The organism is Cupriavidus sp. 207A1 (genome assembly GCF_057798955.1).
In genome coordinates, this window is record NZ_JBYOJO010000026.1 from 29,228 (window position 1) to 52,825 (window position 23,598).

22 protein-coding genes are annotated in these 23,598 nt (G+C 70.0%); 16 read left to right on the forward strand and 6 right to left on the reverse strand.

The features are described from left to right. Nucleotides 1-13: 13 nt before the first annotated feature. Nucleotides 14-1,006 carry a tripartite tricarboxylate transporter substrate-binding protein gene (locus AC3FMM_RS30810; RefSeq protein ID WP_414249495.1) on the reverse strand — a complete coding sequence of 331 codons (993 nt, stop codon included), beginning with the start codon at nt 1,004-1,006 and terminating at the stop codon, nt 14-16. Between the two features lie 29 nt (nt 1,007-1,035). Beyond that, nucleotides 1,036-2,463, reverse strand: a complete 1,428-nt coding sequence (locus AC3FMM_RS30815; protein WP_115709522.1) for an amidase — start codon at nt 2,461-2,463, stop codon at nt 1,036-1,038. Nucleotides 2,464-2,842: 379 nt separating this feature from the next. On the opposite strand from AC3FMM_RS30815, the gene AC3FMM_RS30820 reads away from it, so the two are divergent. From AC3FMM_RS30820 to AC3FMM_RS30845, 6 genes are read left to right on the forward strand one after another with little or no spacing between them, the layout of a single operon-like run. Beyond that, nucleotides 2,843-5,659, forward strand: a complete 2,817-nt coding sequence (locus AC3FMM_RS30820) for a monovalent cation/H+ antiporter subunit A (RefSeq protein WP_326348739.1) — start codon at nt 2,843-2,845, stop codon at nt 5,657-5,659. Further along, the gene (locus AC3FMM_RS30825; protein WP_115680259.1) at nt 5,659-6,045 is read left to right on the forward strand and encodes a Na+/H+ antiporter subunit C; all 387 of its coding nucleotides are present in this window, start codon (nt 5,659-5,661) and stop codon (nt 6,043-6,045) included. The genes AC3FMM_RS30820 and AC3FMM_RS30825 overlap by 1 nt, the downstream gene beginning before the upstream one ends. After that, a complete protein-coding gene (locus AC3FMM_RS30830; RefSeq protein ID WP_326348738.1) occupies nt 6,042-7,583 on the forward strand; it encodes a monovalent cation/H+ antiporter subunit D in 1,542 nt (513 codons plus the stop codon). Before AC3FMM_RS30825 ends, AC3FMM_RS30830 begins: the two co-directional genes overlap by 4 nt. A 3-nt stretch (nt 7,584-7,586) precedes the next feature. Further along, nucleotides 7,587-8,090: a Na+/H+ antiporter subunit E gene (locus AC3FMM_RS30835; RefSeq protein ID WP_115680257.1), complete on the forward strand. Its 504-nt coding sequence runs from the start codon at nt 7,587-7,589 to the stop codon at nt 8,088-8,090. After that, entirely contained in the window at nt 8,075-8,347 is a 273-nt protein-coding gene (locus AC3FMM_RS30840) for a K+/H+ antiporter subunit F (RefSeq protein WP_025586311.1), read from the forward strand. Before AC3FMM_RS30835 ends, AC3FMM_RS30840 begins: the two co-directional genes overlap by 16 nt. An 11-nt stretch (nt 8,348-8,358) precedes the next feature. Then, entirely contained in the window at nt 8,359-8,703 is a 345-nt protein-coding gene (locus AC3FMM_RS30845; protein ID WP_013956828.1) for a Na+/H+ antiporter subunit G, read from the forward strand. Between the two features lie 30 nt (nt 8,704-8,733). Here AC3FMM_RS30845 and AC3FMM_RS30850 read toward each other — a convergent pair whose 3' ends face one another. After that, on the reverse strand, nt 8,734-9,603 hold the full coding sequence (locus AC3FMM_RS30850; RefSeq protein WP_488688228.1) for a DUF72 domain-containing protein: 870 nt from the start codon (nt 9,601-9,603) through the stop codon (nt 8,734-8,736). A 242-nt stretch (nt 9,604-9,845) separates the two neighbouring features. Here AC3FMM_RS30850 and AC3FMM_RS30855 point away from each other — a divergent pair, with 242 nt between their 5' ends. From AC3FMM_RS30855 to AC3FMM_RS30865, 3 genes are all read left to right on the forward strand, one after another. Continuing rightward, nucleotides 9,846-10,637 carry a TorF family putative porin gene (locus tag AC3FMM_RS30855; RefSeq protein ID WP_488688230.1) on the forward strand — a complete coding sequence of 264 codons (792 nt, stop codon included), beginning with the start codon at nt 9,846-9,848 and terminating at the stop codon, nt 10,635-10,637. A 93-nt stretch (nt 10,638-10,730) separates the two neighbouring features. After that, nucleotides 10,731-11,552 carry a class I SAM-dependent methyltransferase gene (locus AC3FMM_RS30860; RefSeq protein WP_488688232.1) on the forward strand — a complete coding sequence of 274 codons (822 nt, stop codon included), beginning with the start codon at nt 10,731-10,733 and terminating at the stop codon, nt 11,550-11,552. A 277-nt stretch (nt 11,553-11,829) separates the two neighbouring features. Beyond that, nucleotides 11,830-12,057, forward strand: a complete 228-nt coding sequence (locus tag AC3FMM_RS30865) for a hypothetical protein (protein ID WP_116312578.1) — start codon at nt 11,830-11,832, stop codon at nt 12,055-12,057. A gap of 9 nt (nt 12,058-12,066) precedes the next feature. Here the strand turns inward: AC3FMM_RS30865 and AC3FMM_RS30870 are convergent, their stop codons facing one another. Continuing rightward, nucleotides 12,067-13,119 (reverse strand): glycosyltransferase family 4 protein, encoded by a 1,053-nt coding sequence (locus AC3FMM_RS30870; protein ID WP_488688235.1) that lies wholly within the window; start codon nt 13,117-13,119, stop codon nt 12,067-12,069. Nucleotides 13,120-13,515: 396 nt separating this feature from the next. Here AC3FMM_RS30870 and AC3FMM_RS30875 point away from each other — a divergent pair, with 396 nt between their 5' ends. Together AC3FMM_RS30875 and AC3FMM_RS30880 are read left to right on the forward strand one after the other, a co-directional pair. Then, a complete protein-coding gene (locus AC3FMM_RS30875) occupies nt 13,516-14,166 on the forward strand; it encodes a response regulator (protein ID WP_488688237.1) in 651 nt (216 codons plus the stop codon). Further along, nucleotides 14,163-17,156, forward strand: a complete 2,994-nt coding sequence (locus tag AC3FMM_RS30880) for a hybrid sensor histidine kinase/response regulator (protein WP_488688239.1) — start codon at nt 14,163-14,165, stop codon at nt 17,154-17,156. Before AC3FMM_RS30875 ends, AC3FMM_RS30880 begins: the two co-directional genes overlap by 4 nt. 6 nt (nt 17,157-17,162) lie before the next feature. Here AC3FMM_RS30880 and AC3FMM_RS30885 read toward each other — a convergent pair whose 3' ends face one another. Then, nucleotides 17,163-17,630 carry a hypothetical protein gene (locus AC3FMM_RS30885; protein ID WP_115709510.1) on the reverse strand — a complete coding sequence of 156 codons (468 nt, stop codon included), beginning with the start codon at nt 17,628-17,630 and terminating at the stop codon, nt 17,163-17,165. Nucleotides 17,631-17,905: 275 nt separating this feature from the next. Here AC3FMM_RS30885 and AC3FMM_RS30890 point away from each other — a divergent pair, with 275 nt between their 5' ends. From AC3FMM_RS30890 to AC3FMM_RS30910, 5 genes are all read left to right on the forward strand, one after another. Next, a complete protein-coding gene (locus AC3FMM_RS30890; RefSeq protein ID WP_115709508.1) occupies nt 17,906-18,247 on the forward strand; it encodes a hypothetical protein in 342 nt (113 codons plus the stop codon). A gap of 51 nt (nt 18,248-18,298) precedes the next feature. After that, entirely contained in the window at nt 18,299-18,706 is a 408-nt protein-coding gene (locus AC3FMM_RS30895) for a DUF3302 domain-containing protein (protein WP_116312575.1), read from the forward strand. After that, the gene (locus AC3FMM_RS30900) at nt 18,707-19,882 is read left to right on the forward strand and encodes an HlyD family secretion protein (RefSeq protein WP_488688242.1); all 1,176 of its coding nucleotides are present in this window, start codon (nt 18,707-18,709) and stop codon (nt 19,880-19,882) included. Between the two features lie 10 nt (nt 19,883-19,892). Further along, nucleotides 19,893-21,281 (forward strand): TolC family protein, encoded by a 1,389-nt coding sequence (locus tag AC3FMM_RS30905; protein ID WP_488688244.1) that lies wholly within the window; start codon nt 19,893-19,895, stop codon nt 21,279-21,281. A 205-nt stretch (nt 21,282-21,486) separates the two neighbouring features. Next, nucleotides 21,487-22,491: a GlxA family transcriptional regulator gene (locus tag AC3FMM_RS30910; RefSeq protein WP_488688246.1), complete on the forward strand. Its 1,005-nt coding sequence runs from the start codon at nt 21,487-21,489 to the stop codon at nt 22,489-22,491. A gap of 39 nt (nt 22,492-22,530) precedes the next feature. Here the strand turns inward: AC3FMM_RS30910 and AC3FMM_RS30915 are convergent. Then, nucleotides 22,531-23,598: S-(hydroxymethyl)glutathione dehydrogenase/class III alcohol dehydrogenase (locus AC3FMM_RS30915; RefSeq protein WP_488688248.1), on the reverse strand; the 1,068-nt coding region annotated here is incomplete at its 5' end.

The window sequence follows — 23,598 nt, forward strand, 5'->3', positions numbered from 1 at the left end:
GCCCCGCCGAAGCTCAGTCCTCGGCCTGGAAGCCGGTCGCCTCGACGATCGGCTTCCACGCGGCGCGCTCGACCTGGATGCGGCGGCGGCCCTCCTGCCCGGGGCGCGCCACCACTTCCAGGCCCAGCGCCTCCAGCTTCGCCGCGGTGGCGGGGTTGGCCGATGCGGCCAGGAACATCTTCTCCACCTGCGCCAGCACGTCCGGCTGGGTGCCGGCGGGCACGAACACGCCGTACCAGCTGGTGGCGTGCTCATACTGGCTGAAGCCCTGTTCCTTCATGGTGGGCACCTCGGGCAGCGCCTTGGCGCGGCGCGCGCCGCTGACGCCGAGGAAGCGCAGCTTGCCGCCCTTGTACAACGGCATCATGCTGGCCACCGCGTCCCAGCCGATCGACACATTGCCGCTGACCACGTCGACCAGCATCGGCGACGCCCCGCGGTACGCCGCCGGCGTGATGGCGATGCCTTCGGCCTTGCCCAGCGCCACCGTGCCCAGGTGGCCGGCGCTGCCGATGGTGGCCAGGCCGAGGCTGGCGTTGCCGGGGTTGCGCCTGGCCCAGCCGACATACTCCTTCATGTTCTGGTACGGCTGCTGCACGCCGGTCACGACCGCGGTCGGCACGTCGGTCAGCACCGCCGCGGGCAACAGGTCCTTGTCGGCGTCGTACGACAGTTTCTTGTAGGTCAGCGGGAAGATGGTGAACAGCGGCGATGGGCCGATGAACACGGTCTTGCCGTCCGGCCTGGCGCGCTTCACGTAGTCCAGCGCAAGCCGCGCCGAGGCGCCGGGGCGGTTCTCGACCACCACGGTGCCGTGGCCGTCCTGGCGCAACTGCTCGGCATACAGGCGCGCCAGGCTGTCGGCGGCGCCGCCAGGGGCATAGCCGACGATGATATGCATCGGCTCGGGGTCGGCCGCGTTGGCTGGCGCGGCAACGGCAAGGGCGGTGGCGGCGGCAGCGGCCAGCGCCAGCAAGCGGCGCTTCGGTCGGAGGGATGGGGTCATGGCAGTCGGCAGGTCATGGGGTAAGGTGGTCAGGGCAGGGCGGGCCAGTGGCCGGTGAAGTCGTGGACGGCTTCGAACAGGGCGGCGGCGCGCAGCAGCGCGGCATCGCCGCGGATTCGTCCCACCAGCTGCAGGCCGACCGGCAGGCCGTCCTGGCCAAAGCCGCACGGCAGGCTGATGGCGGGGTGGCCGGTCAGGTTGAACGGCATGGTCCACGGGAACCAGCTTGCGCGCACATCGGGGCAGGCCTGGCCGTCGATCTCGATCTGGCCGAACAGGTCCTGCTCCAGCGGCAGCGCGGTGCGCGTGAGCGTGGGCATGGCGAGCCAGTCGGCATCCGCCAGCAGCGCCTGCACGCGCAGAAACAGCTGGGAGCGCGCGAACATGGCCTGCTGGTATTCCACCGCGGTGAACGCGGCGGCGGATTCGACCTGGCGCACGAAGGTCGGGCTCAGCGCGTCGCGGTGCTGCGCCACGATCGGCGCAAAGCGCGTGCGCCATACCGTATGGTTGATGGTGCGCCAGACCGGCTCGATGTCGAAGCCATCGCCGCTGAACGGCTCCAGTTCCGCGCCGAGCCCGCGCAGCTGCGCCAGGCTGACCTCGAACGCGCGCGCCACGTCGGCGGCCACCGGCCGCCCCGGCGGCGCCAGGCAATAGCGGATGCGGCGGCCGCGCAGATCGCCGTGCGGCCGCGCGGCGTCGACGTAGTCGGGCACGGGCACGCCGATCGACCACGGATCGCAGGCGTGCTCGCCGGCCATGGCCTGCAGCATCAGGCCGGTGTCCGCCACCGTGCGCGTGGTCGGGGTCACGTAGGTCTGGTTGCCGAACAGGTCCTGGGCCTGGCTGTGCGGCACCACGCCCTGGCTTTGCTTGATCCCGACCACGCCATTGCACGCGGCCGGGATGCGGGTCGAGCCGCCGCCGTCGGTGGCCACCGCCAGCGGGGCGATGCCGCTCGCCACCGCCACCGCGGCGCCGCCGCTGGAGCCGCCGCTGGTGCGCCCGGCATGCCAGGCATTGCGGGTGCGGCCGAACAGCGGCGCATCGGTCAGGCACTTGGAGCCGAATTCCGGCGTGGTGGTCTTGCCGACCAGGATCGCGCCCTGCGCGCGCAGCCGCGCCACCGCCACGGCGTCTTCGGCGGGCACGTGGTCGCGCATCGGCACTGCGCCAAAGGTGGTGCGCACGCCCGCGGTGTTGACGATGTCCTTCACCGTGAAGGGAATGCCGTGCAGCGCGCCCAGCGGCGCGCCCGACATCAGCTGCGCTTCGGCCGCGCGCGCCGCGGTCATGGCCTCGTCCGCGCACAGCGTGATCAGGCAGTTCAGCGCGGGCTGCAGCCGGGCCGCGCGCTCCAGCACGGCCGCGGTCAGCTCGACCGGTGAAATCTCCTTGCGCCGGATGCGCTGCTGCAGTTCGGCTGCGCTGGCAAGGCAAAGCGCGTCGCTCATGGGTGGTGGCTCCGGAAGGTTGGGGACGTGGGGCGCGGTGGTTCCGCCATCTTACAACTTGCTGTGCGGGCCTCTCGCATGGCAGCCCGGATGACCTGGCGCGGGTGCGGCCTGCCCATCGCGACACGCCTCCGGTTCCTTGCGCGATACGATGATTTTTTTTGCAAATCGCGCCAATTGACTGGCACAGCCGGCGCAATGCCGGCAGAATCCGGACAGTAGCGGCCGCAATCGCCCACCGAGATCTGCCACGCCATGACCACCGCCCCGACACTCCGACTCCGACACTGCGCCCCACCGGCGACCCGGCTGACCCTGCGCCGCAAGGCAGGCTGGCACCTGCCGGCCCCTGGCCCGGGCAACGGCTGAAGGGGCGCGCATGGCGCTGCCGCTGCTGATTGCGCTGCCGCTGCTGGCCGCGGCGCTGACGTGGTTGATCGGCACCCGTGCCCCACGGCTGCTGGCGCCGGTCATCATCGGCCTGCCGCTGGCCGGGCTGATGCTGCTGCTGAGCCTGCGCGGCGAGGTCTTCGCGCAGCCGGGGCACGCACTGGGCTGGCGCGTGGCGTGGCTGCCCGCGCTCGGGCTGGACCTGTCGCTGCGCCTCGACGGGCTGGCCTTCCTGTTCGCGCTGCTGGTGCTGGGCGTGGGCCTGCTGGTGATCCTGTATGCGCGCTACTACCTGGCGCGCAACGAATCGGCGGTGCGCTTCTTCTGCCTGCTGCTGCTGTTCATGGCGGCGATGCTGGGCGTGGTGCTGGCGGGCAACCTGCTGTTGCTGGTGGTGTTCTGGGAGCTGACCAGCATCCTGTCGTTCCTGCTGATCGGCTTCTGGTCGTGGCGCGCCGATGCGCGTCAGGGCGCGCGCATGGCGCTGGCGGTGACCGGCGGCGGCGGGCTGGCGCTGCTGGCGGGGGTGCTGCTGCTGGGCCATATCTGCGGCAGCTTCGAGCTGTCGGTGGTGCTGGCGCAGGCCGGCAAGGTGCAGCACCACCCGCTGTACCTGCCGATGCTGGTGCTGGTGCTGCTGGCGGTGTTCACCAAGTCGGCCCAGTTTCCGTTCAGCTTCTGGCTGCCGCACGCGATGGCCGCGCCCACCCCGGTCTCGGCCTACCTGCACTCGGCCACCATGGTCAAGGCCGGCGTGTTCCTGCTGGCGCGGCTCTATCCGGTGCTGGACGGCACCAACAGCTGGTTCTACCTGGTCAGCATGACGGGGCTGGCCACGCTGATCGTCGGCGCCGGGCTGGCCCTGCTGCAGCGGGACCTGAAGGGCCTGCTGGCGTATTCCACCATCAGCCACCTGGGGCTGATCACGCTGCTGTTCGGCCTCGATACCCAGCTCAGCACGGTGGCGGCGATCTTCCACATCATCAACCACGCGGTGTTCAAGGCGTCGCTGTTCATGGCCGCCGGCATCATCGACCATGAAACCGGCACGCGCGACCTGGATCGCCTGCGCGGCCTGGCCCGCTATATGCCGCATACCGCGGTGCTGGCGATCGTGGCGTCGCTGTCGATGGCGGGGGTGCCGCTGTTCAACGGCTTCCTCAGCAAGGAAATGTTCTTCGGCGAGACCCTGGCGCAGGGGCTGCTGGGCGAGTTCAACTGGGTGATCCCGGCCGCGGCCACCATGGCCGGCGCGCTGACCATGGCGTACTCGCTGCGCTTTATCTACGGCGTGTTCTTCGGCGGGGGCCGGCCCGACCTGCCCAACTATCCGCCGCACGAGCCGCCGCGCTTCATGAAGGTGCCGGTGGAATTCCTGGTGGTGATCTGCCTGGTGGTCGGGCTGGTGCCGGCCTACACCGTGGGCGACCTGCTCGCGGCCGCGTCGCTGGCGACGCTGCGTGCGCCGCTGCCGGAATACAGCCTGAACCTGTGGCACGGGGTCAACCTGCCGCTGGTGATGAGCCTGGTGTCGATGGCCGGCGGCGCGACCCTGTTCTTCCTGCGCCGCGACGCGCTGCGGCGCTGGCAGCAGGCGATCGAGCACCTGAGCGCGCGACGCTCGTTCGAACACGGCATGCGCGCGCTGGAACGCTTTGCCGCGGCGGTCTCGCGCTGGCTCGAAAACGGCTCGCTGCCAACCTATATCGCGTGGATGCTGCTGGCGATGCTGGCGCTGCCGGCCTATTTCCTGGCCGACCTGGCGGCGCTGGCCGGCAGCGTGCCGGCCGGCGCCATCGACCCGATCGGCGCCGCCGCGCTGGCCTTGCTGGCGCTGTGCGCCATCGCCGTGGTGGCGACGCACCGGCAGCGGCTGCTGGCGCTGGTGCTGCTGAGCGGCTGCGGGCTGATGGTGTCGCTGGTGTTCCTGCGCTTCTCGGCGCCCGACCTGGCGCTGACCCAGATCTCGGTCGAGGTGGTGACCATCCTGCTGCTGGTGCTGGCGCTGTTCTACCTGCCGCGCGAAACTCACGACAACCCGCACGACCGCGCGCGCGCCGGCCGCCGCGTGCGCGACGCCGTGCTGGCGCTGGGCGGCGGCACGCTGCTGGCAGTGGCGGCCTACGCGGTGATGACGCGGCCGTATGACCCGGTGTCGACGTTCTACATCGAGCAGGCGGTGCCGGGCGGCGGCGGGCACAACGTGGTCAACGTGCTGCTGGTGGACTTCCGCGGCTTCGACACGCTCGGCGAGATCTGCGTGCTGCTGGTCGCCGGCCTGGCGGTGCAGGCGCTGCTCAGGGGCATGCGCCTGCCGACCCCGTCGGCGGCGCCGGATGGCCTGCCGTGGACCAGCCAGGCGCATCCGCTGCTGCTGGCGATGCTGGCGCGGCTGATGCTGCCGCTGACGCTGCTGGTGGCGGCCTTCATCCTGCTGCGCGGGCACAACCAGCCGGGCGGGGGCTTTATCGCGGCGCTGATCACCTCGGTGGCGCTGCTGCTGCAATACGTTGCCAACGGCGTGCGCTGGACCGAAGCACGCATCGCGCCGGACTACCGCGCCATCGCCGGCGCCGGCATCCTGGTGGCGGGGCTGACCGGACTGGGCAGCCTGGCCTTCGGCCATCCGTTCCTGACCACCGCCTTCGGCCACTTCCACCTGCCCGGCATCGGCGAGGTGGAACTGGCCACCGCCATGATCTTCGACCTGGGAGTGTTCTGCACCGTGACCGGAACCACGCTGGTGATCGTGTCTCACCTGGGCGTCCGCAACCTGCCGCCGGCACAGGCCACGGAGGACGACTGATGGCCGCGCTCTACGCCATCGCCATCGGCATCCTGACCGCCGCCGGCATCTACCTGCTGCTGCGCGAGCGCGTGTTCACGGTGGTGCTGGGGCTGACGCTGCTGTCGTATGCGGTCAGCCTGTTCCTGCTCGGCATGGGGCGACTGTCGATCGGCCAGCCGCCGGTGATCGCGCCGGGAGCCAGCTATGCCGATCCGCTGCCGCAGGCCCTGGTGCTGACCGCCATCGTCATTGCTTTCGGCATGACCGCGTTCGCGGTGGTGCTGGCGCTGCGCTCGCTCGGGCTAACCGGCAGCGACCATGTCGACGCCGCCGGCCAGCCGGAGTCGCGCGACGGCCATGCTGCCGCGGGCAGCAACGCTGGTGACAAGGAGCCGCGGCCATGAACCATGCGGTGCTGCTGCCCATCCTGGTCCCGATGTTCGCCGGCGCGCTGCTGACGGCGATGCCTGCGCAGCGTTTGCACGCGCAGCGCCTGGCCAGCGCGGTGGCGACGCTGCTGCTGGTGCCGGTGGCGGTGCTGCTGCTGCGCCATGCGGCCGGCGGCGATATCGCGGTCTACGCCATGGGCGACTGGCGCGCGCCGTTCGGCATCGTGCTGCAGCTGGACCGTACCGGCGCGATCATGCTGGCGCTGACCGCGCTGCTGGCGGTGGCCGCGCTGGCCGCGGCCGGCGAGGGCACGGCGCGCCAGGGCCGGCACTTCCACGCGCTGTTCCAGTTCCAGCTGATGGGCCTGAACGGCGCGTTCCTGGCGGGCGACCTGTTCAACCTGTTCGTCTTCTTCGAGATCCTGCTGATCGCTTCCTACGCGCTGCTGGTGCATGGGGCGGGGCGCGCGCGGGTCGGCGCCGGCCTGCACTACGTGATCCTGAACCTGGTGGCGTCGTCGTTCTTCCTGGTCGCGATCGGCGTGCTGTACGGGCTCTCGGGCACGCTCAACATGGCGCATATGGGCCTGCGCCTGGCCGGGCTGCCGGCCCAGGACCTGCCGCTGGCGGTGGCCGCGGGCGCGATGCTGATGCTGGTGTTCGCGCTCAAGGCGGCGCTGTTCCCGCTGTACTTCTGGCTGCCGCGCGCCTATGGCAGCGCAACCGGGCCAGTGGCGGCGCTGTTCGCCATCATGACCAAGGTCGGCATCTATGCCATGCTGCGTTGCGATGCGCTGATCTTCGGCGGCGCGCAGGGGCTGCTGGGGCCGTTCCTGCACGACTGGGTGTTCGCGCTGGCGCTGGCCACGCTGGCGGTCGGGGCGCTGGGCGCGCTGGCCGCGACGACGCTGCGCGCCACCACCAGCTACCTGGTGGTGGCGTCGGTCGGGCTGCTGGCGGCGTGCGTGTCGATGCAAAGCCAGGCCGGCTGGGCCGCGGCGCTGTACTACCTCCTCAGCACCACGCTGTGCACCGCCGCGCTGTTCCTGCTGGCCGACGCGCTCGAGCCCGAAGCCGCGCGCACCGACGGCGCGCCGGTCATTGCCTCGCGCCTGGCCGGGCTGCTGTACCTGGTGGGCATGGTCGCGGCGGTGGGCCTGCCGCCGCTGTCGGGCTTCCTCGGCAAGGCCATGATCCTGCGCGCCACGCCGGCGCCGTGGATGCCGGTGCTGTGGCCGGCGGTGCTGGGCTCGAGCCTGCTGCTGCTGATCGCCGTCTCGCGCACCGGCACGCGGCTGCTGTGGCGCCTGCCGCATGAGGCGCAGCGTGTCGCCGAAGGCGCCGAATACCTGGACGAAGACCATCCCGGCGCGGCGCGCCTGCGGGTGCGGCCGGACGCGCGCAAGCTGGCCTGCTGCGTGCTGCTGCTGGCCGGCAACCTGGTGCTGACGGTGGCCGCGAGTCCGGTCAGCGACTACGTGGCGGATGCCGCCGCGCAACTGCTGGACCGCGCCGCCTACCTGCGGGCGGTGCTGCCCGGCGAGCGGGGGTAGGCCATGTTGCGTCGTCTGCTGCCCCATCCCTGGCTGAGCCTGATCCTGATGCTGATGTGGCTGATGCTGGCGCAGAGCATTGCGTTGGGCCACTGGCTGCTGGGCGCGGCGCTGGGGTGGGCCATCGGCCGGCTGGCCGACCGCTGGCTGGTGCTCGGGGCTTTCCGCCTGTCGCGTCCGGACCTGATCCTGCGCCTGAGCTGCCATGTGCTGATCGACATCGTCAAGGCCAACCTGGAAGTGGCGGTGATGGTGCTGGGGCGCACCGCGCGCCTGCGCCCGGCATTTATCGTGGTGCCGCTCGATGTCGAGCATGAACTCGCCACCACCGCGCTGATCAGCATCGTCTCGCTCAGCCCCGGCACGCTGTGCGCCGAACTGAGCGACGACCGCCGCGCCTTGCTGGTCCATGTGCTGGACCTGGAGGAAGAGGCCGCGCTGGTAGCGCTGATCAAGTCGCGCTATGAAACCCCGCTCAAGGAGATCTTCCAATGCTTGCCATCGTGATTCCGGTCTGCCTGGCGATCCTGGGCCTGGCCTTCCTGCTGACGCTGGGCCGGCTGCTGCGCGGGCCCAGCCTGCCCGACCGCATCGTCGCGCTCGACACGCTCAACATCAACGCCATCGCGCTGATCGTGGTGCTGGGCATCAGCCTGGACTCGGCGGTGTTCTTCGAGGCCGCGCTGCTGATCGCGGTGATGGGTTTCGTTGCCACCGTGGCGCTGTCGAAGTACCTGCAGCGCGGCGATATCATCGAATACTAGGAGGCCGGCCCATGCTGCATCCCGTTGCCGAATTCATCGTCTGTGCGCTGCTGCTGGTGGGCAGCGTGTTCATGCTGGTGGGGGCCATCGGCCTGTTCCGGCTGCCGGATTTCTTCATGCGCCTGCACGGGCCGACCAAGTCGACCACGCTCGGCGTGGGCGGCGTGGTGCTGGCCTCGGTGGCGTATTTCAGCTTCCGCGGCGACGCCAGCCTGCATGAGCTGCTGGTGACCGCGTTCCTGTTCCTGACGGCGCCGATCAGCGCCCATATGCTGGCCAAGGCCGCGCTGCAGCGACAGCTGCCGGTAGACCCGCGCACGCGCGGCAGCGGCTGGATGCCGCGCATCCGCGATTGAACGGAGCGGGCGCCAGCCCGGTCCTGCGCGCTATTTCTCCTCGATGCGCGCGCGCAGCCGTTGCGCATCGAAGGGCGCCTTGACCTTCTTGTCGTTATCGAAGTAGCAGTAGATGTCCCGGTGCGCGGCGGCGCGAGGCCGTTTCGGCGAGATCCGCTGCGCATCGGCAGGCTCGCCGCCATTGGCCCACTTGACCAGCCGCGCGGCCCAGCGGTCCAGCGCCGCGTCGGAATAGGCGCCGCCGTACAGCGTCTCGGTGCCATGCAGGCGCAGGTACAGGAAATTGCTGGTGACGTCCTCGGCATAGGGCCAGTCGGCGACGGCATCCGAGATGACCAGCGCAACCCGGTGCCGGCGCAGCAAGGCCGGGAACTCGGGCGTGCAGAAGCTGGCGTGGCGGATTTCCACCGCATGCCGGATCGGGCGCCGGCGCCGGGTCTCGCACCACGGCTCCCTGACGTTGCGGTTGTGCTGGCGCGCCAGCCCGCGCGCGCTGTGCGTGTCGTGCGGAATCAGCGACAGGAAGCGTTCCATGCGCTCCGGATCGAAGCCGAAGTTGGGCGGAAACTGCCACAGCACCGGCCCCAGCTTTTCCTCCAGCGCCAGCACGCCGGAGGCAAAGAAGTTTGCCATCGCCGGCCGCGCCGAGTCGTCGCGAAAGCGCAGCATGTGGGTCAGGTAGCGCGGACCCTTGACGCTGAACACAAAGCCCGGCGGCGTGGCCTCGTGCCAGGCGCGATAGCTTTTCGGCGTCTGCAGCGCATAGTGCGAACCGTTGATCTCGATGGTCTCGACCGCGCGCGACGCGTATTCGAGCTCGCGCCGCTGCGCCAGCCCCTCGGGATAGAACACGCCGCGCCAGCCGGCATAGCGCCAGCCTGAAATGCCGATCCGGATCATCGCGATGCCCTGGTCTGTACTTTTTGCAAGCGACGGCGCCACGGTTCATGCGTTTGACCCCGAAGTTCCGTCGCGCGAGCCTGCCGAGGCGATTCTCGCAAGATTCGCGCCTTGCGCAGACATGCGCATTTACCGCATTTCAATACGGTCGCGGCGTCTCTTGACGCCGTTTTTATGTCGAAGTCCCTATCGTGGCGGGGCGTTCCGATGCGGACGCGCTCCTCAATCCGCCACCTTCGACCATGACCTTGCCTCGCATCTGCGCCGGCCGACAAACCGCAACTGCCGCGCTGGCAGCCGCCCTGTGGCTGGCCGGCGCCAAGCCCGTACTGGCGCAAGCCACCGCCGACGCGGCTGACGCCGCGGTCCACAGCTTCAGCGCCAACCTCGCGCTCGCCAGCGACTACCGCTACCGCGGCCTGACCCAAAGCAACGGCCGCCCGGCGATCCAGGGCGGCTTCGACTACAGCCATGCCAGCGGCTTCTACCTGGGCAACTGGAACTCCAGCATCAGCTGGCTGGGCGACAGCCACCCGGACGTGTCCGCACCGATCGAGATGGACTTCTACGGCGGCTACCGCCATGCATTTGGCGACAGCGGCTGGAGCACCGACTTGGGCGTGCTGCAGTACTACTATCCGGGCAGCTATCCCGACCGCTATACCAGCCCCGACACCACCGAGCTTTACGCCGGCATCGGCTACGGCCCGGTGACGCTGAAATACTCCTACGCGCCGACCAACCTGTTCGGGCTGGCCGACAGCCGTCACAGCTGGTATGCCGACCTGTCGGCCAACGTTGCGCTCGGGTTCTGGGGGCTGACGCTCAACGCGCATGTGGGCTACCAGAAAGTGCAGGTCGCCGATGCCTCGTACGCCGACTGGAAGCTGGGCCTGACCAGGGAGCTTGGCCATGGCTTCGCGCTGGCGCTGGCGTATCTCGATACCAATGCCCGGCGCGCCGTGTACACCAGCGCCAGGGGGCGCTACCTTGGCCGCGCCACCGTGTGGGGCTCGCTGAGCAAGACCTTCTAGCGGGCGCGGTTTACATTGCCCGCGATGTGTCCTACACCCACTCAGGCAACCCCGGCGACTTTGCGGCCGGGCAGGCAAGGGGAGGACGGCGCCATGGGCATGCAGCAGCAGGACAAGGTCTTTGCCGGGGCGATTGCCGAGGTCTACGAGGCCCTGATGGTGCCGATGATCTTTGCGCCCTATGCCGCCGACCTGGGGCGGCGCATCGCCGCGCTGCGGCCGCGCCGGGTGCTGGAGCTGGCCGCCGGCACCGGAGCGCTGACGCGGGAGCTGGCCGGGCGCCTGCCGGCGGACACCCTGGTGGTCGCCACCGACCTCAATGCACCGATGCTGGCGCGCGCGCAGGCCGCGGGCACCGCGCGCCCGGTGCAATGGCGCGAGGCCGACGCGATGCGGCTGCCGTTCGACGACGCCAGCTTCGACCTGGTCGCGTGCCAGTTCGGCGCGATGTTCTTCCCGGACAAGGGCAAAGCCTTCGCCGAAGCCCGCCGCGTGCTGGTGCCGGGCGGCACGCTGGTGTTCAACGTGTGGGACCGGATCGCGTTCAACGCCTTTGCCCGCGATATCACCGCGGCCCTGGCCACGCTGTTCCCCGAGGCGCCGCCCGATTTCATGGTCCGCGTCCCGCACGGTTACCACAGCCAGGCCGCGATCGAGCAGGACCTGCGCAGCGGCGGGTTTACGGCCGGCGCGGTATTCGAGACCGTCACCGAAACCAGCCACGCAGCCGCCGCGCGCATCGCCGCCACGGCGTTCTGCCAGGGCACGCCGCTGCGCACCGAGCTGGAAGCGCGCGGGCCGGACGCCCTGGCGCGCGCGACCGGTCACTGCGAGCGGGCGCTGATCCAGGCCTACGGCGCCGGGCCGCTGGCCGGCCCGATGCAGGCGCACGTGGTCATGGTCGCCGCGCCCTGAAGCCACGTCCGGGCCCTTCACGGCCCGCGCGGGGGGTGCGCAATTCGACGGCCGCAGCGAAGCGCCGGCCTGCAAATTCTGCAACGCTGCCCGCGGCTTGCTCGATACGACTGCCGTACAGGCCATCATGGGCGCCAGCGTGCGGCCTTGCATCGTGGAACGAAAGTTGCGTGGTTCTGGCTTCCCGCTGCCGGCGGCCCGCTGCGGAAATCAGGGCCGGCCTGTACGGGGGAGCAAGTCCTCAGACCGACCGACGTGTCACGACAAGGAGTTGGCAATGAAACCAGGTTCGAGCGGGAAGACCGCAGGCAAGACCTCAGGCAAGACCGCTGGCAAGGCCGGCGCCGAGCGGAAGAACCCGGGCGCGCGCATGGACCGCGAGGCCAGCGAGATCAAGAGCCGCAGCGCCGATCCGGGGCAAAGCAGCTATGGCGGCTTCCGCAACGAGGATCCGCGCCGGCAGCACCAGGCTGATACCGGCAAGCCGAAGAAGCCAGCGCGCTAGTGCCGCGCGCTAGTGCCGCATGAAGCCGGAGATGGCTTCGGCATAGCGGCGCACCACGGTCTGGCGCTGGTGGTCGGCCAGGAACAGGCGCAGGCCTGGCTCGCTGCGGCGCGACTCGCCGGCGCAAACGGCCAGCATCGTTTCGCACAGCGAGTCCACGCCAGGGTCCACCACCCAGCCGAAGCCGTCGACGGCCTCGGGCAGCCCGCCGCGACGCGTGACGATGACCTCGCAGCCGGCTGCCAGGCCTTCGAGGGCGACGATGCCGAACGGCTCGTAGCCGATCGACGGCACCACCAGGCAGGCATGCTGCGCCAGCATCGTCGCCACCACCGCGGGCCGCTGCGCGCCGGCAAAGGTCACGGCCTCGGCGCACTCCAGGGTTGCCGCCAGGGCCACCAGCACCGCGTACTGCGGCCCGTCGCCGATCACCGTCAGGCGGGCCTCGGGCCGCATTGCGCGCAAACTGGCGAAGCTGCGCAGCAACAGGTCGACCCCTTTTTCTGTGACCAGCCGCCCGACAAAGGCGAAGCTGCCCGCCGGGCGCGACGCGGCAGCCGGCTTGAACACGTCGTCGCGATAGCCGTTGTGAATCACCAGCGGCTGTCCTGGCAGCCATCCGGCCAGGTACCGGCTGACGCAGATGTTGTGGTAGAAGCGCGACATCCAGCGCTTGACGTTGCCCGCCGTGAAACGCCGCGTCTCGCCATAGTGGCTGTATGGGCCATGATGCGTCAGCACGATGCGGCGCCGTAGCACGGTGGCCAGCAACACGTCGTAGAAAGTCAGGCCGACGAACACCACCAGCGGGTGCCGAAGCATGGCGCGCGCCAGTTCGGCCATGCCCGCCACGCGCGTGACCGGATAGGGGAACGCCGGGGCGTCGCCCGCGGCCGCCGGCGTGCGCGTCGCCAGCTCGATGCGATAGCCCAGCTCGGTCAGTCCCAGCGCCAGGTCTTCGGCAAAGCGCTCCATGCCGCCAACCGAAGGGTGGAACGGCGCGCTGAATATCAGCAGATCGGGCAGCGGCGGCGCGATGTCCGGGGGCTCGGGCTGGCTCATCCTCGTTGCGCTCCATGGCTTGCACAGCACAGGCCCCCGCTGGGGGGGACGGCGATGTTCCAGCATGCCGGCAGCCGGTGCGGCGTTCTGTTCGCTGGCGCACGGTGGACGGTCCGGCGCAGGAGGCAACAGCGGACCCGCCACCGCATCGAGCGCCTTCAGGCGCCGGCGGCATGCTCGCGGCGCGATGCCTCGCGCCGCCGCGGGGGGTGGGACGAACGGTCAACTGCGCGTCCCGTATTGCTAAATGGGCTGGCTGGCAAGTTGTTAGAATCCCCGGTCCATCAGCCGTTCAGCACCGTAGCGCGACGCTGCCCCGGCGGGAACCTCCCCGAGAACTGCAGGGCAGGGCGTGTCCTCTCCGGGACCTGCCCGCAGTGTCGAGACATAACGCGCATGCCCCCACGTACCTTCTCTGTCGTGATCGCCGACGATCACCCGGTCATCCAGCTCGCGGTCAGGAGCACCCTGAGCGCGGTCCCGGACCTGCACGTCTGCGCTACGTGCGCGTCGGGCAAGGAACTGTTCGCCGCGCTGGTGACGCATCGCCCCGACCTGATCGTCACCGACTTCACCATGGGCCGTTCCGAGGGCAATGACGACGGGCTGCGCCTGATGCAGCGGCTCAGGCAGTCCAGCCCGGCCACGCCGGTGGTTGTGTTTACCATGCTGACCAATGGCGGCCTGCTCACGCGCCTCAGGGAGGCGGGCGTCGCCGCGATCGTCGGCAAGAACGAGGACCCGGCCGTGCTGCGGCAGATCTGCCTCGACGTGCTGGCCGGCCACCGCCAGCGCCTGTCGCCGGCGATCGCCGGCCTGATGGCGAGCGCCGGCGCGCGCGCCGATGGCGCCGCGAGCCCGCTGTCTCCCCGAGAGATCGAAGTGGTGCGCATGTTCGCGGCGGGCAGCACCGTCACGGCCATCGCCGCCTACCTGCATCGGTCGCTGGCGACCGTCGCGACGCAGAAGCGCTCGGCCATGCGCAAGCTGAACATCACCAGCAATGCCGACCTGATCGCCTACGCGCGCGACCATGGCCTGGCATGACGCCCGGCCCGTTCGAGCCGCCTGCGCCGGCGCCAGCGCAGGCCGACCTGCAAGCCATCGAACGCAACCTGCAGCGAGAACGCCGGGTCTTTGCGATGGTGGTGCTGCTGCTGGCACTGGTCGTGATCGCCAGCGCCGCGGCAACCGTGCTGGTCCGGCTGAACGGCTCGTTGCGCGCGCAGGAGCAGGTGGCCAGCCTGTATGAGCAAGGCGTGGTCGATGCCCTGCTGGCACGCCGCAGCACGCTGGCCGCGACCAACCTGATCCTGGAACTGCACGCCAGTGGCACGTTTCCGGCCGCGCCGGGGCGGCCGTCCGGCCACCTGTGCAGGCGGGTCGCGCCGTCTGCGCCCGCGGACGAGGTGCTGCAGCGCAGTTGCGACCAGGCGGTCCGTACGCTGACGGCCGCCAGCCAGAAGCCTTCGATCGAGATGATCTCGCTGGCCAGCGGCGCCATGTATCGCTACGAGGCGGCGCAGCCGGCGCCGGCGGCCACGCGCGCGGCACCGCCGCGGATGCCGCCCGCGGCGATCAGCGCCGCGGTGCTGGAGAGCTTCCGCGGCCGCGACCCCGACCTGCTGCAGGCCGCCAGAGAGAAGCGCGTGATCTGGAAGGGCATCCCGGCCGGCACGGACGGGCATGAGCCGGAGATCCTTGGCGCATCGCTGGTGGCACAGGGCGACGCGCTCTACGCCATCGTGCTGACGCGCATGCCGCTGCGCGAGCTGCTGCGGCCGGCGGGGCCCAACCTGCCGATTCCCGAACCGGTCGTGTTCGACAGTGGCGGCACGCCGCTGGTGGCAGCGGCCGCCCGCGCCGGCATGCAGCGCCTGGACCAGCGGCTGGCGCTGCAGCCGGACGGACTGTTCCACTGGGTTGCGGACTATGGCTGGGCCTTGCGCCGCCCGCCGCTGGTGGCCGACTTCGGACACCTGATCTTTGCGCTGCCGATCGGCCACCAGCTTCGGGACATGGCGGGCGAGCTGAGCGTGATCGGCCTGCTCGCCGCCGCGCTTATCGGCTTTCTGCTTGCGATGTACCGCTACTGGAACTATCGCTTCCTCACCGGCACCTATGCCGAATCGGCGCGCGCGCAGCGGCTGCTGCACGAGGCGAAGCTCGCCAGCGATGCTGCCGCCAGGGCCAGGGTGGCGTTCTTTGCGTCGATGAGCCATGAGATACGCACGCCGCTTGCGTCGCTGCTGGGCAACATGGAGCTGGTCGCGATGGGCGCGCTGGAACCGGCGCAGCGGGCACGCGTCAGTGCCATGCAGATGTCGGCCGAGGGCCTGCTGCAGATCGTCAACGACGTGCTCGACTTTTCCCGCATCGATGTCGGCGCCTTCAGCCTTGCCGAGGAACCGGTATCCGTCACGACGTTTTTCAGCGGAATCGCGCTCGCGCACGCGCCGCTGGCGGGGCAGCGCAAGCTGGGCTTCCTGGCGGTGTACGGCAGCGAGCTGCCCGCAAGCGTCGAACTCGACCCGGTGCGCGTGACCCAGATCGTCGGCAACCTGCTCGGCAATGCGTTCAAGTTCACGCCAGCGGGCAAGGTCGTGCTGCGCGCGCGGTGGGTGGACGGGCACCTGGAGATCGTCGTCTCCGACACCGGCATCGGCATCGCCGAGGCGTGCAAGGGGCGGCTGTTCCAGCCGTTCTCCCAGGTCGGCGACAGCCGCCTCGGCCAGGCGCGCGGAACCGGGCTTGGCCTGTCGGTCTGCCTGCGCCTGGTGGAGCGGATGCAGGGTCATATCGCGCTGGACAGCATGGTGGGAGTCGGCACGCGGGTCACGGTGCGCCTGCCGCTGCCGGTGGCCGATGCGGCGCCGTCGCCGCGGCTGCGGCTGCCGCGCAGCCGGACGCTGGTGCTGGCGCGCGAGGCCGAATGTCTCGAAGGCCTGCTGAACCATTTCGACTGGGGCGCATGCGAGCCATCGGCGCGCACGGACACCGATGCGCCGGTGGACGCCGACAGCCATGACTGCCTGCTGGTGGCCGATGGCTTCGATCCCGCCGAAGTCATCGCCTGGTGGCGCAGGCCGGCCGCGATCGTGTGGCTGAAGCAGTCGGGGCCGCCCGTCGCGACCACGCGTCCGGACGGCGGCAGCGAGGTGTCAGCCTACAGCCTGACCGGCATCCACGCCGCCGTCGTGGCGGTGGTAAACAAGGTGCAGCCGTTGCCGCAGCCGGCCGCCAGCCAGGCCGGCCTCGATGAACCGGCGTGCGTGCCTGCGCCGCTGGCTGGACGCGTGGTGCTGGTCGCCGAAGACAACCAGCTCAACCGCAACCTGCTGCGGGACCAGCTTCTCGCCCTGGGGGCCAGCGTGATCGAGGCGGGCAACGGCAACGAGGCCATGGCCATGCTGCGACAACATGGCGATGGCGTGGACGCGGTCCTGACCGACATCGACATGCCGGTGATGAATGGCTTCGACCTGCTCGGCGAAATCAGAGCTGCCGGCATGCCAATCCCGGCCTATGCCGTGAGCGCCAGCGCGCAGCCCGGCGACGTCGCGCGCGGGATGGCGGGCGGGTTCAGCGGCTACCTGACCAAGCCGGTGTCTCTCGCCGCGCTCGCCTCGGTGCTTGCCCGCATCGACGCTACGGCAGGGGCGATGCAGCGGCAAGCCGCACAGGCTGACACGCTGGCGGATGAGGCGCTGCCCGAACTGCCGGCGGTGCCCGGCGAATATGCCGAAGCCTTCCTTGCGCAGACTGGCGCGGACCTGGCGCAATACGATGCCATCCGGGCCGCGCGCGACGTGCATCGGCTGGAACGGCTGCTGCATCGCATCTCGGGCACCCTGGCCGTGCTCGGCGGCTCGCAGCTGGCCGAGCTGTGCGCCGACCTGCGCGACTATGCGACGGAAAAGGTGGACAAGGCGAACGAGGCGGAGTGGGACGACGAGATCGAATGCCAGTCCGGATTCATCGCGCAGTGCCTGCGGCGGATGTGCGAGGCGCTGGTGGCCGGCCAGGCGGCCGCGTAAAGGCTGCTAGAGGACGGCGCACGCTTCGGCGCTGCCGGCCAGCATCAGCCCGACCGGCGCGTCGCTGCGCAGCAGCACGCACAGGTAGCCGCCGGTGAGTTCCTCCAGATGTGGGCCTTCCTGCCACAGCGGTGGCGGTGGCACCGTGGCGGCGTGCCGCTTGCCCCCGGCGGATCCGGCGCCGGGCGCGCCGGAGGCGGCATCGGTCCAGCTGACCTCGATCGCCTTGTCGGGCCGCTCGCCAGGGAAGCAGAACGACGGCGACGACTGCGAGTGGCGCGACACCGGCCCGGTTTCGCAACGGCCGGCGCGCACGCCGGTCACGTCGTGGCCGGTACGGTTGACGGCGACGATGCGCGTCCATGGCCACGGTTCCTGGAACGGGTTCAGGGTCTCGGCAGTGGGAATCGCGCATCCGCTCAGGGTGCTTGCGGCGGCAATGACGCCGGCGCACATCAGGGAAACAGCATTCATGGTGGCAACGGGTTCACGCGGACCCGGGCGAAACCCGGGTGTGTGCAAAGGCCGTCAGCGTATGCGCGGCCGGGGCGCGCGGGCTATCACAGGACTTCGAATCCGCGTGGCAAGGCCGGGCTGCGGTGAATGTGTCGAGCAGCCCGTGCCAACTTTCTAATTCCTTTGATAGCCGGAGACCGAGGCGCTGCCCTAAGGTGTGCGCTCTGCCGGGAAGCGGCCGGCGCGCCGGCGCGCATCGACGGCCGCGCAAGGACTTCGGAGAAACTGCAAACATGATCGAGAACTGCCGATCGGCTGCCACCGCGACAGCCATCGCACTGCTGGTGATGGCCGGCGCGCAGGCGCATGCCCGGCACCCGGCCACGCCCGCGCAGCCAGCGGCCTCGGACCTGCCGCCCGCATGCACGGGTGCCGGGCTTGCCGCGACCACGGCGGCGTGCCGCGCTGCGGACGATCCCGGCCGCAGCAAGTACAACCTGCTGTACGCCGACGACGCGCCGGAAGCCGTGGACACCGTGCCGCAAACAGAACCCGCGCCCTCGGACCAGCCGGCGCGACGCACGTCGCTGGACGCGCCCCGCGCGGGCTTGCACGGCACGGCGGCAGGCTCCTAGGCCCATGTGCGCGGCAGCGCCGCGCCCCGTGTTCCACCCCATCGTTACGCCATGAAACTGCGACCACACCTGCTGGCGGGCATCGCCCTGCTGGCGTCGACTGAACCCGCGTTCGCCTCGCTGCTCAGCGGCAAGGCACTCGAGACCGCCGCCAACGCCATCTCCTGGGTGGTGCTGGTATTCGTGCCGGCAGGCGCGATCTACCTGTTCTGGATGCTCCATATCTGGCCGGAGCGGATCGCGCAGCGCAAGCGCCATCCGCAGCAGGAGGCGATCCACGCGCTGTGCCTGCTCTCGTTGTTCTTCGGCGGGCTGCTATGGCCGCTGGCCTGGCTCTGGGCGCATACCAAGCCGGTGTTCTACCGGGCCGCCTATGGCACCGACAAGGCACCGGAAGACCATGGAGCCGCGGTGCAGCCCGTCGCCAGCGCCATGCGCGGGCGCAAGGAGCCGACCTGAATGGACGCTCTGCTGCTTGCGGCCTATGCGCTGGTTGTATGGCTGATCTTCTTCAAGTTCAGATGGCTGCCGTGGAACGCGACCGCGATGGTGATCGTGGTCACGATCCCGGTGGTCGCGCTGACGCTGATGGTCCTGACGCTCAACGTGGTCGCGCCGTCTTCCCATGACGTGCGCGTCGTCGGCAAGGTCCTGCAGGTGGTGCCGCAGGTACGCGGTCGCATCGTCGAGCTCCCGGCCGAGGGGAACCGGCGCTACCGGAAGGGCGATGTGCTGCTGCGCATCGATCCGACTCCGTATCAGGCCTCGGTCCGCCAGCTCGAGCGCCGGCTGATGGCCGACGACGCCGCGCTGGCCGAGGCGCAGGCATCGGCGCGCCAGCTCGGCGAATCCGTGCGTGGCGCGGCCGGCAGGGTGAGCACGGTGACGGCCAGGCTGACACTGGCGCGCCAGCGGCTCAAGGAACAGGATGCGCTGCTCGCGGCCGGCGCGGGCGCGAAGTTCGATCGGGATGAGGCGCTGTCGCGCCAGCGCGAACTGGAAGGCGAACTGGCCAGCGCGCAGGCCGCCGAGGACGAGGCCAGGCAGAAGCTGTCCGCCAAAAGCCAGGGCGAGTTCGCGGCCATCGCCACGGCGCGCGCCCGGCGCGCGGAAACCGAAGTCCTGCTGGAGCAGGCCAGGTGGGAGCTGGAGCAGACGGTGTACCGCGCCCCCGCCGATGGCAGGGTCGTGAACCTGCAGGTGCGCGTCGGCACCATGCTGGTCCCGTTCCCGTTCTCGCCGGCCTTCAGCTTTGTCGAGGACCAGCAGGAGGTGCTCGCCTTCTACCGGCAGAACGAGCTCTACCGGGTCAGGGAAGGCGACTTCGCGGAGATCTTTCTGCCTACGCATCCGGGGCAGATCATCAAGGCGCGGGTCGACTCGATCGTCTGGGCGCAAGCGCAGGGGCAGGTGGCGCAGGGCGGCATGATCCCGAGCACGGGCACCACCGACGCCGTGCCCAACCGCTTCGCGGTCAAGCTGGCGCTGCTTGAAGAGTCAAGGCAGCACCTGCCCGTGGGTGCCGTCGGCGCCGGCGCGATCTATACCGAGCACCTGAAGATGTTCCATATCGTCCGGATGGTGTTCCTGCGCGTCAGCTCCAAGCTCAACTACCTGGTACTCAAACTTCACTAGAGGGATGCCCGTGTCGTCATACGCCAAGAAGAGGGTTCCGGCGGCGCTGTCGATGGCGGCCGCGATGCTCTGCGGCTGTGCCCTGCAGGCGCCGCCAGAAGGCGCCGACCTGATGCGCCAGGCCGTGCCGGTGCTTGAAGGCAAGCCCGCCTGGGTCAACCCTGCCGTGGCGGGCAACCCCGCCGACGGCTGGCTTGCCAGCTTCGACGATGCCGAACTGCAGCGGCTGGTGCGCGAGGCCATCGCGCACAACGGCGACCTGCGGCTCGCCGAGGTACGGGTCCGGCAGGCGCAGGCGCTGGTCGCCATCGAGGGCAGCGGCCTGCTGCCGGATGCGGTCGTCAAGGGCAGGGCGGGCAATTCCGAGACCCAGATCCTTTCCATCGGCGCAACCTGGGAAATCGATTTGTGGGGACGCATCCGCGCGCAGGCGCGGGCCGGACAAGCCCGCTACGCTGCCGCGCGGGACGACCAGCTGTGGGCCCGGCGCGTCGTCGCCGCGGCCACGGCCCGGGCATGGTTCACGCTGATCCAGCACGCGCAACGCGAAGCGCGGCTGCGGCAAGCCGTCGCCATCCACGACCAGCTGCTGCGCATCGCCGGCCAGCGGGTTGCCATCGGCGCCGCGCCGGACACCGAGCTGGTGCAGGCGCGCAATGCGCGCCGGTCGCGGGTCGATGCGCTGGAGTCGGCAAGGCTGGCCAGCAGCCAGGCCGCGCAGGCGCTGGAACTGCTGCTGGGACGCTATCCGGCCGGCGAGATCGGCAGCATGGCGTCCGGGCGCGATCTGCCGCCCGTGCCCCCGGCGCCGCAGGCCGGGTTGCCCGCGGACCTGCTCGACCGCCGCCCGGACCTGAGCGCGGCCGCACACCAGGTTGCCTCAGCCTTCGACATGCGGCAGTCGGCGCAGGCGGCGCGCCTGCCGCGCATTGCCATCAGCGCGGCCATTACCGATATCCGCAGCGACGTATTCCTGCTCAACCAGGCCGGCAGCCCGATCAAGGGACTGAACGGCTCCTTCTTCGCGCCGCTCTTCAGCGGCGGCGAACTCAAGGCCCGGGCCGACTACTACACCGCCGAACAAAAGGCCGCCCTGATCGCCTATGGCAACCAGGCGCTGGCCGCGCTGGGCGAGGTCGAAGCGGCGCTGCAGGCCGAATCCAGCCATGCCGGGCGCACCCGGCAACTGCAGGACCGGGTAGCCGAAAGCCGGGAGCTGGTCCGGCGCGAGGAAGCCCGTGCCGGGATAGGCGCGTCCGACATGCGCGGCGTGCTGAAGGAGCGCCAGTCATTGCTGGCGGCCGAGATCGACTGCATCGACGCGCACGGCCGGCACCTCCAGCAGCGGATCGCGCTGTTGCTGGCGCTGGGCGGGGACTGGAGCTCGGCGGCGGGCTGACTTGCCGCCTCGGTCCGCAGCATTACCGCTGCCGTCCTGAACGCGCGCACCGCCGTCGACGACATCGCCTGGATCCGCGCGATGGCCCGCCGCGGGTCTGCGGCATTGCCCTCCAGGCCGGGTGCGGTGCGCGGATTGGATAGAATCGGCGTTCGACCCACGCCGCAAGGCGTCTCTGCTGCCCCTTGCCGCGACGCCGCGCGCCATGAAGATCAAGACTACTGTAGACATCGTCATCTATCCCGGATTCAAGGCCGTCGAAGCGGTCGGCGCCATCAATGTCTTCGATTACGCCAACACCCGCCTGCGGCAGCTTGGCTGCGAGCCGAAGTACGAGCTGCGCCTGGTCGGCCCGCGCCCCGGCGCGGTCCGCTCCGACACGCTGGTATCGCTAGAGGCCACGCACGCGCTCGCTGGCCTGGCGCCCGCCGACGTGGTGGTGGTCGTGGGCGCCCGCGACATCCTCAACGTGCTGGGCGCGTGCGGCGACATCGTCAGCTGGTGCCGGGCCCAGGCCGGCCGGCTGCGGACCATCGTGGGCCTGTGCTCGGGCAGCTTCTTCCTTGCCGAGGCCGGCCTGCTTGACGGCCGGCGCGCGGCCACGCACTGGAGCGTGGCGGAGCTGATGCGGCAGCGGTATCCCGGGATCCGGGTGGATGCCGATGCCATCTTCGTGCGCGATGCGGCTATCTGGACCTCGGCCGGCGTGACCGCGGTGTTCGACCTGGTGCTGGCCATGGTCGAGGAGGACCTCGGGCGCGACATCGCGCTGTCGGTGGCGCGGGATCTGGTGGTCTACCTGAAGCGGCCGGGCGGCCAATCGCAGTTCAGTGAACACCTGCTCAGCCAGATGACGGGGCATCCGCGCGTGCGCGATATCCAGGACTATATCCACCGCACGCCCAAGGCGGACCTCTCGGTGCAGGGGCTGGCGCAGCGCTTTGCGATGAGCGAGCGCAATTTCTCCCGGGTATTCCTGAAGGAAACCGGACATACGCCGTCGGCCTATGTGGAGCAGACCCGGCTCGATGCGGCGCGGCGGCTGCTGGAAGACAGCAGCCAGCCGCTGAAGTGGATCGCCGTGGAGAGCGGCTTCGGCTCGGAGGCCAAGCTCAGGCAGGCGTTCCAGCGTCGGCTCCATGTCACGCCGGGCGCCTATCGCGAGCGTTTTGCCAGCACCGGCGTCGATGACGCCGCCGGCGCAGGCTGAGGCGCAGCGTCGCAGCCCCGCATAGCCGTCAGGCCCGGCTCAGTACAGCACCACGGAACGGATCGACTCGCCGCGCTTCATCAGGTCGAAGCCTTCGTTGATGCGCTCCAGCGGCAGCGTGTGCGTGATCAGGTCGTCGATATTGAGCTTGCCTTCCATGTACCAGTCGACGATCTTCGGCACGTCGGTGCGGCCGCGCGCGCCGCCGAAGGCGGAGCCTTTCCACTCGCGCCCGGTCACCAGCTGGAACGGACGCGTCGAGATTTCCGCGCCGGCCTCGGCCACGCCGATGATGATCGACTTGCCCCAGCCCTTGTGGCAGCACTCCAGCGCCTGGCGCATGACCTGCGTGTTGCCGATGCATTCGAACGAGTAGTCCGCGCCGCCGTCGGTGAGCTGGATGATGTGGTCGACCACGCTGTCGACATCCTTGGGGTTGATGAAATGCGTCATGCCGAACTTGCGCGCCATCGCCTCGCGCGCCGGGTTCAGGTCGACGCCGATGATCTTGTCGGCGCCCACCATCTTCGCCGCCTGGATCACGTTAAGCCCGATGCCGCCCAGGCCGAACACGACCACGTTGGCGCCGGCCTCGACCTTGGCGGTGAACAGCACCGCGCCCACGCCGGTGGTGACGCCGCAGCCGATGTAGCAGACCTTGTCAAAGGGCGCATCCGGGCGGATCTTCGCCAGCGCGATCTCCGGCACCACGATGTGGTTGGCGAAGGTCGAGGTGCCCATGTAGTGGAAGATGGGCTTGCCGTCGATCGAGAAGCGCGAGGTGCCGTCCGGCATCAGGCCCTTGCCTTGCGTCGCGCGGATGGCCTGGCACAGGTTGGTCTTGCGCGACAGGCAGAACTTGCACTGTCGGCATTCCGGCGTGTACAGCGGAATCACGTGGTCGCCCGGCCTGAGCGAGGTCACGCCCGGGCCGACATCGGTGACGATGCCGGCACCCTCATGGCCCAGGATCGCCGGGAAGATGCCTTCCGGGTCCGCGCCGGACAGCGTGTAGTAGTCGGTGTGGCAGATGCCGGTGGCCTTCACTTCCACCAGCACTTCGCCGGCGCGCGGGCCGTCGAGGTCGACGTCTTCGATGGTCAGCGG